Source organism: Streptomyces sp. NPDC046859 (assembly GCF_040645135.1).
GTDB lineage: Bacteria > Actinomycetota > Actinomycetes > Streptomycetales > Streptomycetaceae > Streptomyces.
The window spans coordinates 83,334-96,278 of the sequence record NZ_JBEYXR010000015.1 but is presented as its reverse complement, the minus strand read 5'-3'; the positions used below and the strand labels follow the sequence as shown (position 1 = coordinate 96,278).

Here is a 12,945-nt window from a genome sequence, read left to right as displayed (position 1 = left end):
CGCATGTGTCTGGCGGTGCCCGGCAAGGTGGTGGCCATCGACGACGGCGCCGACCCGCTCACCGGGCTGATCGACTTCGGCGGGGTGCGCAAGCAGGCGTGCCTGGAGTACGTGCCCGACGTCCGGGTGGGTGAGTACGTCATCGTGCACGTCGGCTTCGCGCTCCAGCGCCTCGACGAGGAGTCCGCGCTGGCCTCGCTGAAGCTGTTCGAGGAACTGGGGCTGCTGGAGGAGGAGTTCGGGGACGCCTGGCAGCAGGCGGCCCGGGAGGCGGGGGAGCCCGCGCCCGCGGGGCGCCAGGACGGCGGGAGTGAGGCCCGGTGAAGTACATCGACGAGTTCAACGACCCTGAGCTGGCCCGGCGGCTGCTGGACGAGATCCGCGCGACCGCCACCCGCCCCTGGGCGATGATGGAGGTGTGCGGCGGTCAGACGCACTCGATCATCCGGCACGGCATCGACCAGTTGCTGCCCGAGCAGGTCGAGTTGATCCACGGCCCCGGCTGCCCGGTGTGTGTGACGCCGCTGGACGTCGTCGACAAGGCCCTGGAGATCGCCGCCCGCCCGGAGGTGATCTTCTGTTCGTTCGGGGACATGCTGCGGGTGCCCGGCACCGACCGGGACCTGTTCCGGGTCAAGGGCGGGGGCGGCGACGTACGGGTGGTGTACTCGCCGCTCGACGCGCTGGAGCTGGCCCGCCGCAACCCGGACCGGCAGGTGGTGTTCTTCGCGATCGGTTTCGAGACCACCGCCCCCGCCAACGCCATGGCCGTGCACCGGGCCCGCCGCGAGGGCCTGGGCAACTTCAGCCTGCTCGTCTCGCACGTGCGGGTGCCCCCGGCGATCGAGGCCGTCATGACGGCGCCGTCCTGCCGGGTGCAGGGCTTCCTCGCCGCCGGGCACGTGTGCAGCGTGATGGGGACGGCCGAGTACCCGGGGCTGGCGGACCGGTTCGGCGTGCCGATCGTGGTCACCGGGTTCGAGCCGCTGGACATCCTGGAGGGCATCCGCCGGACGGTGCGGCAGTTGGAGCGCGGCGAGCACCGGGTGGAGAACGCGTACCCCCGCGCGGTCCGCGACGACGGCAACCCGGCGGCCGTACGGATGATCGAGGAGGTGTTCGAGGTCACCGACCGCAACTGGCGGGGCATCGGGCGCATCCCGTCCAGCGGCTGGCGGCTGAGCGAGGCGTTCCGGGCGTACGACGCCGAGCACCGCTTCGACGTGGCCGGCATCCGGACCGAGGAGCCCGCCGAGTGCCGCAGCGGCGAGGTGCTGCAGGGCCTGATCAAGCCGACCGAGTGCGCCGCGTTCGGGACCACGTGTACGCCGCGCACACCGCTCGGCGCCACGATGGTCTCCAGCGAGGGCGCCTGCGCCGCCTACCACCTGTACCGCCGGATGAACACGCCCGCCCCGCAGGGCGTCCGGCCCGCGGCCGAGGAGCTGAACCCCGTTGCCTGAACGTCTCGCGGATGTGGTCGACCCGGCCGCCTGGACCTGTCCCGCTCCCCTGCGCGACCAGCCCGTCGTCGTGATGGGGCACGGGGGCGGCGGCGCCCTGTCGGCGGAGCTGATGGAGCAGGTCTTCGCCCCGGCGTACGGCAACAGCACGCTCGCCGCGCTCACCGACTCCTCCGTCCTCGAACTCGGCGGCGCGCGCCTCGCGTTCTCCACCGACTCGTACGTGGTGCGGCCGCTGTTCTTCCCGGGCGGCTGCCTCGGTGACCTCGCGGTCAACGGGACGGTCAACGACCTGGCGATGAGCGGGGCGCGGCCGGCCTACCTGTCCGCCGCGTTCGTCCTGGAGGAGGGCGTGGAGCTGGAGGTCGTGGAGCGGATCGCGCGGGCCATGGGCGCCGCGTCCGAGGCGGCCGGGGTCACCATCGCCACCGGGGACACCAAGGTGGTGGAATCGGGCCACGGCGACGGGGTGTACGTCACCACCGCCGGGGTGGGACTGGTGCCCGACGGGGTGGACATCCGCCCGCAGCGGGCGCGGCCCGGTGACGTCGTCATCGTCAGCGGCCCGATCGGGCTGCACGGCGTGGCGATCATGAGTGTCCGGGAGGGCCTGGAGTTCGGGGTCGAGGTCGCCAGTGACAGCGCGCCGCTCGCGGACCTGGTGGCGGCCATGCTGGCCGTCACACCGGACGTGCATGTGCTGCGCGATCCCACGCGGGGCGGTCTCGCCACGTCGCTCAACGAGATCGCCCGCGCCTCCGGGACGGGTGTGCGGCTCAGCGAGCGTGCCGTCCCGGTGCCGGACGCGGTCGCCAACGCCTGCGGGTTCCTCGGGCTCGACCCGCTGTACGTGGCCAACGAGGGACGGCTGGTCGCGTTCGTGCCGCCGTCGGCGGCGGACGAGGTCCTCGCGGCGATGCGGGCCCATCCGCACGGGGCGGGGGCCGTGGTGATCGGTGAGTGCGTCGCCGAGCACCCCGGGACGGTCGTCGTCGCGACGGGCCTCGGCGGCACCCGGGTGGTGGACCTGCCGCTGGGCGAGCAGCTTCCGCGGATCTGCTGACGCGGATCTGCTGACGGGCTCGTGTGTCAGCGGACGGCCGGTTCGATGCCGGTGATCTCCAGTTCCCGGCCGCTGCGCAGGTCGGAGGAGGGCCGGTCGCAGCGCGGGCACCAGAAGAACGGTGGCATGCCGACCGCGAACTCCTCGGCGCACGTCCCGCACCAGGCCTGGGCGGGGACCTGCTCGACCACCAGCCGCGCGGCGGCGAGGGCGGTGCCGTCGCGGGCCACCTCGAAGGCGAAGTCCAGGGCGTCGGGGACGACACCCGCCAGTTCGCCGACGCGGACGGTCACCGCCGACACGGTGTCCGTCCCGTCGGCCCGGGCCAACTCGCCGGCCCGCTCGATGATCGCGGTCGCGATCGACAGTTCGTGCACGGCCCGCTCACGGGTAGCGGCGGCCCGCGCGCAGACCGCCCGCCATCCGCCAGATCCGTGCCTCGCGCCGCAGGCTGGGCAGTTCCCACACCAGCAGGACCAGTGCGAGGGCGCCCAGCAGGACGGCCTCGGCCTTCAGCACTTGAACTCCGCTCATCCCGGCTCCTCCACTTCCGGCGCCGCACCGGCGCGCCCGTCGGTCGTTCATCGCGGTCACTCCCCGCTGTCCGTCATCCCGGTGAGATGTTCGGCATGGCGTCCATCAGGGCGTCGTGTCTCTTCCAGCGGATCCCGGTGGAGCGGCGCGCGTCGGAGGTGCCGTCCCGGTGGTGACCCGTCTGGTCCTGGTAGCGGCCGTGGTTGCCCTGGTGCATGCCGGACACATGGCCGGGGGTGTCGGGCTTGGCCTGGGCCCTGCCGACCCGGATGCCGCCCATGGTGTTCTCCTTCCTCGTCTGCGCGCCGCGGGGCGCGCTCACGACCTCTCGGTGAGGCCGGCGAAGAACTGTTCGACGGCCGGCCAGATCGCGCCGCCGCCGGACAGCCCGCGCCAGTGCCGGCGGACGACGGCGACCATGCGGTAGCAGTCGTCGACCGGCACGATCCAGTGGTGGTCGGCGCCGTGCACGGTGTTCACCAGCAGTGCCTCCACCTCGGGTGCCACGGTGGCGAGCGGCGGACACGTCCGCGTGAGGCGCCGCCAGGCCGCCGCGTCCACCTCCCACCGCATGGCCCCGGCCGGGCTCGGCCCCTCGGCGGTGACCGTGCCGTCGGCGCGGGGCACGAAGAAGACCAGCCCGACGGGCACGCCGAGGACGTCCGTCCCCACCGCCGGCAGCCGGAGTCGCCGGCGGGGCACCAGCCGGTACCGGCCCTCGTCCGCACCGCCCCGGTCGAACAGCACCGAGCAGGGGCCGCACACACAGCGCACCCGCTCCTCCTCGGCGTCGTGCAGATGGGCGTGGTCCTCGGGGACCGGCGCCGCGCACAGCTCGCACACCTCCGCGTCCGCCGCCGCGCGGCCTGCCGTGGAGCGGATGAGCCGGGCCAGGGCGCCGCCGGTGGTCACGGCGCGCTCCGGCGGGTCAGGGTGGCCAGCGGTACGAACGCCGGGGCGGACCGGCCTCCGGCGGGGTCCGGCACCGGTTCGACGTCCGTCAGTTCCGGGGCGGCGGCGAGGACGGCGGCCCGTACGGCGTCGGTGACGTCGGCTCCGCCGCTGCCGCTGCCGGCGCCACAACCGCCGCCCGCCGTCAGCCGTACCCGGGCGACGCCGCCCTCCACACCGGCCCACTCGACGTCGCCGCCGCGTTCCCGGACGGCGGGGCGCAGCCGCTCGACGGCGCGCGCCGCCCGGCGTTCGGCGGGTTCGGGGTGGAGGTCGTGCAGCACCAGCAGGTGCCCGAGCAGTTCGTCGTCGGCGAGGCGTGCGGCGAGGGCGGCGTCGGCGAGGTCCAGGACGCGGGCCAGTGCCTCGCCGTAGACCTCGGTCAGCAGGCCCACCGCCTCGGTGGCGGGGCGGGTGACGGGGCCGGGCGTGCACTCCAGGCCCTCCAGGAGTTCGTCGAGCCGGGCGAGCCGGGCCTCGACGTCCGGATCGGCCAGCCGGGCCGGGGCGGGCTCACCCATGGCTCGCCCCGTAGGTCGGGGAGTGCATGGTGGTCAGCGTCTTCCCCTTGCCGACGTACATGTGGACACCGCACGGCAGACAGGGGTCGAAGCTGCGGACGGTGCGCATGATGTCGACGCCCTTGAAGTCGTCGGGGCCGTTCTCCTCGAAGATGGGCTGGCCCTGGACGGCGTCCTCGTACGGGCCGGGTGTGCCGTACATGTCCCGGGGGCTGGCGTTCCACGGGGTGGGCGGGTACGGGTGGTAGTTGGCGATCTTCTTGTCCTTGATCACCAGGTGATGGGAGAGGACGCCGCGCACCGCCTCGTGGAAGCCGCAGCCGATCGCCTCGTCGGGCACCTCGTAGTTCTGGAACACCTTGGTGTCGCCGACGCGGACGAGGTCCATGGCCTCCTCCAGGAACTGGAGGGACATGGCGGCCGCGTAGGCGACGAAGTAGGGGCGGGCACGGTCCCGTTCGATGGTGTTGCTCCACTTGGGGATGCGCCATTCCAGGGTGGTCTCCGGCAGGCTCTCCCCCTTGGGCAGGGAGATGCGGACGCTGTCGCCGGTGGCCTTGACGTACGGGGTGTCGACGATGCCGTTGAGCGCGGTGGACCACAGGCGGGCCAGCGGGCCGCCACCGGTGTCCAGGGCGAGGTGGTCGCCGCTGCGCGGGTCGAGCCAGCGCGGACTCATCACCCAGCTGTAGTTGCCGTCGAAGTCGCGCTTCTGCGGGACCGGCACCGTCGTCTGGTTCCAGGGGTGGCGCATGTCGACGGGGTTGCCGAGCGGGTCGCGGGTGACGAAGGGCTCCTCGTTGACCCAGTCCTCGTAGAACGAACTGCCGAGCATGATGCGCAGGCCGAGGTTGATGTCGACGAGGTTGTTGGTGACCAGTTCACCGTCCACGATGATGCCGGGGGTCACGTACATGGCCTTGCCCCAGGTGTTCATCGTCTCGTAGCGGTAGTCGACGACCCTGGGGTCCTGGAAGGCGCCCCAGCAGCCGAGCAGGACGCGGCGGCGGCCGACCTCCTCGTAGCCGGGCAGCGCCTCGTAGAAGAAGTCGAAGACGTCGTCGTTGAGGGCGACGGCCTTCTTGACGAAGTCGATGATCCGCATGAGCCGGCTGAGGTAGTCGGTGAACGCGGTGGGCTGGGGCATCGTGCCGACGCCGCCCGGGTACAGCGTGGAGGGGTGGACATGCCGCCCCTCCATCAGGCAGAACATCTCGCGGGTGACGCGGCTGACCTTCAGGGCCTCCTTGTAGATCTCGCCCTCGAAGGGGTTGAAGGCCCGCATGATGTCGGCGATGGTCCGGTAGCCGTGGATGTCGCCCCGGGGCGCGGCGGTGCGTTCGGCGCGGGCCAGGACCCCGGGGTTGGTGGCCTTGACCATGGCCTCGCAGAAGTCCACGAAGACCAGGTTGTCCTGGAAGATCGTGTGGTCGAACATGTACTCGGCCGCTTCGCCGAGGTTGACGATGTGCTCGGCGAGCGTGGGCGGCTTGACGCCGTAGGCCATCTGCTGGGCGTAGTCGGAGCAGGTGGTGTGGTTGTCGCCGCAGATACCGCAGATGCGGGAGGTGATGAAGCCCGCGTCCCGGGGGTCCTTGCCCTTCATGAACACCGAGTAGCCACGGAACAGCGACGAGGTGCTGTGGCATTCGACGACTTCCCGGTTGGCGAAGTCGATCTTCGTGTAGATGCCCAGGTTCCCGATGATCCGGGTGATCGGGTCCCAGGACATGTCCACGATCTGTGGCGGCTTGCGCTCCGTCGCGCGCGCCCCGGTGGTCGTCATCTGCGGTACTGCCCCTCGCTGTCGATGTTCGTGAGTGGGTGGCGGCGGATGGGTGTGACCCGGTGTCAGGGCCGCCAGTGCGGGTCGTAGCCGCTGGTCAGCTTGCGCTTGTTGTGCCGCCACCTGGGCTCGTGGTTGACGAGTTCGTTGGTCATCCCGCGCAGGCGGCGGATGACGGCGCCGTACGGCTTGATGGCGAGCGACGACAGGGTGCCGCCGGGCGGCTCGTCCATGAACGGCATGAAGGCGTCCGGGAAGCCGGGCATCGTGCAGCCGATGCAGATGCCGCCGACGTTCGGGCAGCCGCCGATGCCGGCCATCCAGCCCCGCTTGGGCACGTTGCAGTTGACGACCGGACCCCAGCAGCCCGCCCTCACCAGGCACTTGGGCGAGTTGTAGTCCTTCGCGAAGCTCGCCTGCTCGTAGTACGAGCCGCGGTCGCAGCCCTCGTGGACGGTCTTGCCGAACAGCCACTGCGGGCGCAGCATGTGGTCCAGCGGCGGCGGGGGCGCCGATCCGGCCGCGTGGTACAGGACCCAGACCAAGGTCTCCATGAAGTTCTCCGGCTGGATGGGGCAGCCGGGCACGTTCACCACGGGAAGGCCGCCCTGCGAGCGGTAGTCCCAGCCCAGGTAGTCGGCGAGGCCCATGGAGCCGGTCGGGTTGCCGGCCATGGCGTGGATGCCACCGAACGTGGCGCAGGTGCCGGCGGCGACCACCGCCCATGCCCGGGGCGCCAGTTGGTCGATCCATGAGTTCAGCGTCTGCGGCTCGCCGGTCTCCGGGTCGTTGCCGAACGACGTCCAGTAGCCGTCACCCTCGATGATGTTCTGGTTGGGGATGGACCCCTCGATGACCAGGATGAACGGAGCCAGGTCGCCGCGGGCCGCCGCCCGGTAGGGGGCCAGGAAGTCCTCGCCGCCCAGACTGGGCGAGAGCACCTTGTTGACCAGGTCGACCTTCGGCAGTCCGGGGATCAGACCGAGCACCAGGTCCTCGATGGACGGCTGGTCGGCGGCGGTCAGGGAGACCGTGTCGCCGTCGCAGCTCATGCCCTCGGAGATCCACAGGATGGTGATCTCGTCGAAGCCCTGCCGGTCGTCGCCGCGCACGGCTCCGCCCGTGACCTCGGTGGTGCTGCTGTGCCTCGTCATGTCATGCCTCCACCGCGGGGGTGTCGGACGGCGCGGGCTCCAGTGGCTCGAGTTCGTCGGGCCGGAAGTAACGGAAGCGGCCGTACCAGGTGTGCAGTTCGGATGCGGGATCGTCGTCGAGGGTGACGGCCAGGTGCACGCTGCCGTCCACGTCGTGGAAGACGGCGGCCACTTCGGCCGTCCGTCCGGCCAGGAACATGTCCTGCGCGTCCGCGCCGCGTCCCCGCGGGCGCAGCCGGACCCGGCTGCCGCCGCCGAGGGGCACGCCGTCGGCGAGCACCGTGTCGGTGGCCGGGGACAGTCCGTCGTCGCCGCCCTCCTGCCACCACGCCGGGCGTTCGCCGGGCGGGGCGGCAGGAGGGCGGGCCGGGGTGAGGGAGCGGACGGCGCCGTGCAGCCGGGCGAAGACCTCCGGCGGCATGGTGTCGACCCGGTCGAGGATCGCCGCGGCCCTGGGGTCGGTGGCGCGTGCCTCGCTCTTCTCCTCGTCCGTCAGCAGCATGGTGCGCAGGGTGAGGATCTCGTCGATCTCCGCCGCGTCGTGCAGGTCGCCCGGGCTCTCCGGCGCCACCCGCGGGTGGTCGGGGAGGATGATCGGGGCCGACAGCACGACGCGCGCGCTGCCGGGTTCGCCGCCGAGGACGGGGAACGTGAACTCGTTGCGGCAGGCGCGGGCCTTGTCGTGCAGGCCCGCGGGCGGGTCGATCAGCGAGACGAACTCGACGCCGTCGCCGCCGATCAGCGTGTGGGTGGCGATGAACGCGCCGCGCAGGGCCTCGTCTCGCGCGGTCCGCGGGCCGGGGGCGAGTCCGGTGTGGGTGGTGCGCACCTGGAGCCGGACCAGGTCGGGGGCGATCCGCTCGGCGGTGACGGTGACGCTGCCGCGCAGTTCCTCGCGGACGCGCACCACGCGCCCGGCGTCCGCGGGCAGCGGTTCGACGTCCGTGCCGCCGGACGCCCCGACGGGGACCGTGGTCCCCTGGACGACCCGCTCGTCGAGGCTCAGGGAGAGCGCGGCCTCGCGGGGCACGGCCTCGTCGAACGTCAGATGCACGGTTCCGTCGGCGGCGCGCAGCGACGGCACGTCGCGGTGCCCGCCGTCCGCGCCGGCCACCTGGACCTGCTTGCGCCGCATCTGCAGGAACCGCAGCCGGACGTGCACCGAGGCGCCGGGCCGAAGGGTCCGCAGCAGGCACTCGGTGCGCTGGTACCAGGAGTCGGCGGAGCCGGACACGGTGGGGGCGACGGGCCCGTCGGACTCCACCCAGTCACGGGGGAAGAGCACCCCGAACTGCCAGCGGACCCGGTTCTTGGCGGAGGACCGGCGGTAGGGGTAGAGCAGATAGCCCTCGTAGAGCACGGCGTCGGCGACGGCGCCGATCCGCTCGAAGTCCCCCTCGGACGCCGCCGCCGTGGCGGCGCCCGCGGCCGGTCCGTCCGCCATCCTGCCTCCTCGGGTGCGGGTACACGCGGATCCCTTCCACCACGGAAGCACCGCGCACCCGACCTCGCCCCTCCGGCTCACGCCAGGTGGCGCATTCCGGTGACGGAGGCGGCCCACGGGCCGGGGCGCCGCCCGCGGACGGCGGGAGCAACCGCGGGGCGCGGCGACACGTCTTCCTACGCGCGAGGGACCGTCCGGCTCCCCGCGACAGGAGGTCGCGCACGATGAGCGAGAAGGCACGGCGGCTGTTCGAAGCCCTCGACCTCGACGACAGCGGGACCCTGACCCGCGCGGAGGTCATCGTCGCGCTGCGGTCCAAGGGCCCGTCGCTGGCCGCCTCGGGGGATCTGCCGCCCTGGGGTCTCGGGGACGACGACGACTCGTCCGCGCTGTTCGACGCCGCCGACCTGAACGGCGACCAGGTGGTGACGCTGGAGGAGTTCGCGGCGGTGGTCGACCGCCGGTTCGGCTGGCGGGACCGGTGACGGCGGCGCCCCGCGCGGGATGACTCCCCGCGCGGGGCGCTCGGTCGTACGGCGGTACGGCTCAGGCGAGTTCGACGAGCAGGTCGCCGCCCTCCACCTGCTGGATCCTCCCGATGGCGAGCCGGGCCACCCGGCCGGACTTCGCCGCGGTGATCGACGCCTCCATCTTCATGGCCTCGATGGTGGCGACCTTGGCGCCGGCCTCCACCTCGTCGCCCTCGCTGACCGTGAGGGTGACCACGCCCGCGAAGGGCGCCGCCACATGGCCGGGGTTCGACCGGTCGGCCTTCTCCGTCACCGGGACGTCCGAGGCCGCGGCCCGGTCGCGGACCTGGATGGGCCGCAGCTGGCCGTTCAGGGTCGACATCACGGTGCGCATACCGCGCTCGTCGGCGTCGCCGACGGCCTGCAGCTCGATGAGCAGCCGCACCCCGCGCTCCAGGTCGACGGCGTACTCCTTGCCCGGACGCAGTCCGTAGAAGAAGTCCTTGCTGTCCAGGACGCTGGTGTCGCCGTAGGAGTCGCGGTGCGTCTCGAACTCGCGCGTCGGGCCGGGGAACAGCAGCCGGTTCAGCGTGGCGCGCCGGTCCTTGGCCAGGCCCTCGCGGTCGTCGGCGCCCAGCTCCGCGATCGGCTTCGCCTCGGCGCGGCCCTGGAGCGCCTTGGTCCGGAACGGCTCGGGCCAGCCGCCGGGCGGGGTGCCCAGCTCGCCGCGCAGGAAGCCGATGACGGAGTCCGGGATGTCGAAGCGGTCGGGCGTCGCCTCGAAGTCGGCCGGGGACACCCCCGCGCCCACCAGGTGCAGCGCGAGGTCGCCGACCACCTTCGAGGAGGGGGTGACCTTGACGAGCCGGCCCAGCATCCGGTCCGCGGCGGCGTACATCGCCTCGATCTCCTCGAAGCGGTCGCCGAGGCCGAGTGCGACGGCCTGGGTGCGCAGGTTGGAGAGCTGCCCGCCGGGGATCTCATGGTGGTAGACCCGGCCGGTCGGCGAGGCGAGCCCGGCCTCGAAGGGGGCGTAGACCTTGCGGACGCTCTCCCAGTACGGCTCCAGGTCGCCGACCGCCTGGAGGTCGAGCCCGGTGGGCCGCTCGGAGTGGTCGGTGGCGGCGACGATCGCCGACAGCGACGGCTGTGAGGTGGTGCCCGCCATGGACGCCACGGCCCCGTCGACCGCGTCGGCGCCCGCCTGGATCGCGGCGAGGTAGGTGGCGAGCTGACCGCCCGCGGTGTCATGGGTGTGCAGGTGCACCGGCAGCTCGAACTCGCGGCGCAGCGCCGACACCAGCTTCGCCGCGGCCGGCGCCCGCAGGAGTCCCGCCATGTCCTTGACGGCCAGGACGTGCGCGCCCGCCTCGACGATCTGCTCGGCGAGGCGCAGGTAGTAGTCCAGGGTGTACAGGCGCTCGGACGGGTCGGACAGGTCGGAGGTGTAGCACAGCGCCACCTCGGCCACGGCCGTGCCGGTCTCCCGTACGGCCTCGATGGCCGGGCGCATCTGGGAGACGTCGTTGAGGGCGTCGAAGATGCGGAAGATGTCGATGCCGGTGGCCGCCGCCTCCTGCACGAACGCGTCGGTCACCTCAGTGGGGTACGGCGTGTAGCCGACGGTGTTGCGGCCGCGCAGCAGCATCTGCAGGCAGATGTTCGGCACGGCCTCCCGCAGGGCCGCCAGCCGCTCCCACGGGTCCTCGGCGAGGAAGCGCAGCGCCACGTCGTAGGTCGCGCCGCCCCAGCACTCCAGGGACAGCAGCTCGGGCAGGGTGCGGGCCACCACCGGGGCCACGGCGAGCATGTCCTTGGTGCGCACCCGGGTGGCAAGCAGCGACTGGTGCGCGTCACGGAAGGTGGTGTCGGTGATCCCGATGGTCGGCGAGGACCGCAGCCAGTGCGCGAATCCCTCGGGGCCGAGTTCGGCGAGCCGCTGCCGGGAGCCGGGCGCCGGGTCGCCGGCCGGGAGCGGGGGCACCTTGGTCAGCGGGTCGAGCAGGTCGGGGCGTTCGCCGTGCGGCTTGTTGACCGTGACGTCGGCGAGATAGGTGAGCAGCTTCGTGCCGCGGTCGGCGGAGTGGCGGGCGGTGAGCAGGTGCGGGCGCTGCTCGATGAACGACGTGGTGACCCGGCCGGCCTGGAAGTCGGGGTCGTCGAGGACCGCCTGCAGGAAGGGGATGTTGGTGGCCACGCCGCGGATGCGGAACTCGGCCACCGCGCGCCGGGCGCGGCCCACCGCGGCGTTGAAGTCCCGGCCCCGGCAGGTCAGTTTGACCAGCAGGGAGTCGAAGTGGGCGCTGATCTCCGTACCGGCGTGGGTGGTTCCGCCGTCGAGCCGGATGCCGGAGCCGCCCGGTGAGCGGTAGGCGCTGATGCGGCCGGTGTCCGGGCGGAACCCGTTGGCGGGGTCCTCGGTGGTGATCCGGCACTGCAGGGCGGCGCCGCGCAGGGTGACGGTCTCCTGGGCGAGACCGAGGTCGGCCAGGGTCTCGCCGGCGGCGATCCGCAGCTGCGACTGCACCAGGTCGACGTCGGTGACCTCCTCGGTCACCGTGTGCTCGACCTGGATGCGCGGGTTCATCTCGATGAAGACGTGGTTGCCGTCCCGGTCGAGCAGGAACTCCACGGTGCCCGCGTTGCGGTAGCCGATCTGCCGGGCGAAGCGGACGGCGTCGGCGCAGATGCGGTCGCGCAGCTCGGGGTCGAGGTTGGGCGCGGGGGCCAGCTCGATGACCTTCTGGTGGCGGCGCTGCACGGAGCAGTCCCGCTCGTACAGGTGAATGACGCCGCCCTGCCCGTCGGCGAGGATCTGCACCTCGATGTGGCGGGGCTCGACGACGGCCTTCTCCAGGAAGACGGTGGAGTCGCCGAACGCCGACGCCGCCTCGCGGGACGCCGCCTCGATGGCCTCGCGCAGCTGGGCGGGCTCCTCGACCCGGCGCATGCCGCGCCCGCCGCCGCCGGCGACCGCCTTGACGAAGACGGGGAACCCGACGTCGTCGGCGGCACGGACGAGTTCGTCGACGTCGGTGGAGGGCGCCGACGAGCCGAGCACGGGGACGCCGGCCTCGCGGGCCGCGGCGACCGCGCGGGCCTTGTTGCCGGTCAGCTCCAGGATGTCCGCGCTGGGGCCGACGAAGGTGATGCCCGCCTCCTCGCAGGCCCGCGCCAGGTCGGGGTTCTCGGACAGGAAGCCGTACCCCGGGTAGACGGCGTCCGCTCCGGCACGGCGCGCGGCGCGGACGATCTCCTCGACGGAGAGGTAGGCGCGGACCGGGTGCCCGGGCTCCCCTATCTCGTACGCCTCGTCGGCCTTCAGCCGGTGCAGGGAGTTGCGGTCCTCGTGCGGGAAGACGGCGACGGTGCGCGCGCCCAGCTCGTAGCCCGCGCGGAACGCGCGAATCGCGATCTCCCCGCGGTTGGCGACCAGCACCTTGCGGAACATTCTTGATCCCTTCGGCCGGAGACTGAGCCCCCATGGTGTCGGGGCGATCGTTTCCACGCTATGTGAGCCGGGCCACTGACAGTCGGCCCGGCGCCGGGCGCTGCGCGC

Annotated in this window: 13 protein-coding genes; 4 read left to right on the top strand and 9 right to left on the bottom strand. The window is 72.7% G+C overall.

The window, feature by feature from the left end; genetic code table 11:
• The first annotated feature begins 3 nt into the window (after positions 1-3).
• Genes ABZ899_RS22635 through hypE form a run of 3 tightly spaced genes read left to right on the top strand, consistent with a single transcriptional unit; the run spans position 4 to position 2,526 of the window.
• Complete coding sequence (locus ABZ899_RS22635; protein ID WP_361348961.1) at positions 4-324, top strand: HypC/HybG/HupF family hydrogenase formation chaperone; 321 nt, start codon at positions 4-6, stop codon at positions 322-324.
• Positions 321-1,463 (top strand): hydrogenase formation protein HypD, encoded by a 1,143-nt coding sequence (hypD, locus tag ABZ899_RS22630; protein WP_361348958.1) that lies wholly within the window; start codon positions 321-323, stop codon positions 1,461-1,463. The genes ABZ899_RS22635 and hypD overlap by 4 nt, the downstream gene beginning before the upstream one ends.
• The gene (gene hypE, locus ABZ899_RS22625) at positions 1,456-2,526 is read left to right on the top strand and encodes a hydrogenase expression/formation protein HypE (RefSeq protein WP_361348955.1); all 1,071 of its coding nucleotides are present in this window, start codon (positions 1,456-1,458) and stop codon (positions 2,524-2,526) included. The genes hypD and hypE overlap by 8 nt, the downstream gene beginning before the upstream one ends.
• 26 nt (positions 2,527-2,552) lie before the next feature.
• On the opposite strand, the gene hypA is transcribed toward hypE, so the two are convergent.
• The 8 genes from hypA to ABZ899_RS22585 all read right to left on the bottom strand — a co-directional run bounded on the left by hypA (position 2,553) and on the right by ABZ899_RS22585 (position 8,916).
• Positions 2,553-2,903, bottom strand: coding sequence for a hydrogenase maturation nickel metallochaperone HypA (gene hypA, locus ABZ899_RS22620; protein WP_361348952.1), 351 nt, complete (start codon positions 2,901-2,903; stop codon positions 2,553-2,555).
• Positions 2,904-2,910: 7 nt separating this feature from the next.
• Positions 2,911-3,060 carry a hypothetical protein gene (locus ABZ899_RS22615; protein ID WP_361348949.1) on the bottom strand — a complete coding sequence of 50 codons (150 nt, stop codon included), beginning with the start codon at positions 3,058-3,060 and terminating at the stop codon, positions 2,911-2,913.
• 73 nt (positions 3,061-3,133) lie between these two features.
• Positions 3,134-3,340: a hypothetical protein gene (locus tag ABZ899_RS22610; RefSeq protein WP_361349246.1), complete on the bottom strand. Its 207-nt coding sequence runs from the start codon at positions 3,338-3,340 to the stop codon at positions 3,134-3,136.
• Between the two features lie 38 nt (positions 3,341-3,378).
• Entirely contained in the window at positions 3,379-3,972 is a 594-nt protein-coding gene (locus ABZ899_RS22605) for a DUF5947 family protein (protein ID WP_361348946.1), read from the bottom strand.
• Entirely contained in the window at positions 3,969-4,532 is a 564-nt protein-coding gene (locus tag ABZ899_RS22600) for a NifU family protein (protein WP_361348943.1), read from the bottom strand. The genes ABZ899_RS22605 and ABZ899_RS22600 overlap by 4 nt, the downstream gene beginning before the upstream one ends.
• Positions 4,525-6,318, bottom strand: a complete 1,794-nt coding sequence (locus ABZ899_RS22595; RefSeq protein ID WP_361348940.1) for a nickel-dependent hydrogenase large subunit — start codon at positions 6,316-6,318, stop codon at positions 4,525-4,527. The genes ABZ899_RS22600 and ABZ899_RS22595 overlap by 8 nt, the downstream gene beginning before the upstream one ends.
• A gap of 65 nt (positions 6,319-6,383) precedes the next feature.
• Complete coding sequence (locus tag ABZ899_RS22590; protein WP_361348937.1) at positions 6,384-7,472, bottom strand: hydrogenase expression protein HypE; 1,089 nt, start codon at positions 7,470-7,472, stop codon at positions 6,384-6,386.
• A gap of 1 nt (position 7,473) precedes the next feature.
• Positions 7,474-8,916, bottom strand: a complete 1,443-nt coding sequence (locus ABZ899_RS22585) for a hypothetical protein (RefSeq protein ID WP_361348934.1) — start codon at positions 8,914-8,916, stop codon at positions 7,474-7,476.
• A 224-nt stretch (positions 8,917-9,140) separates the two neighbouring features.
• Between ABZ899_RS22585 and ABZ899_RS22580 the strand changes: the two genes are divergently transcribed.
• Positions 9,141-9,401, top strand: coding sequence for an EF-hand domain-containing protein (locus ABZ899_RS22580; RefSeq protein ID WP_361348931.1), 261 nt, complete (start codon positions 9,141-9,143; stop codon positions 9,399-9,401).
• A 61-nt stretch (positions 9,402-9,462) separates the two neighbouring features.
• Here the strand turns inward: ABZ899_RS22580 and ABZ899_RS22575 are convergent, their stop codons facing one another.
• Positions 9,463-12,837 (bottom strand): pyruvate carboxylase, encoded by a 3,375-nt coding sequence (locus tag ABZ899_RS22575; protein WP_361348928.1) that lies wholly within the window; start codon positions 12,835-12,837, stop codon positions 9,463-9,465.
• Between the last annotated feature and the right edge of the window lie 108 nt (positions 12,838-12,945).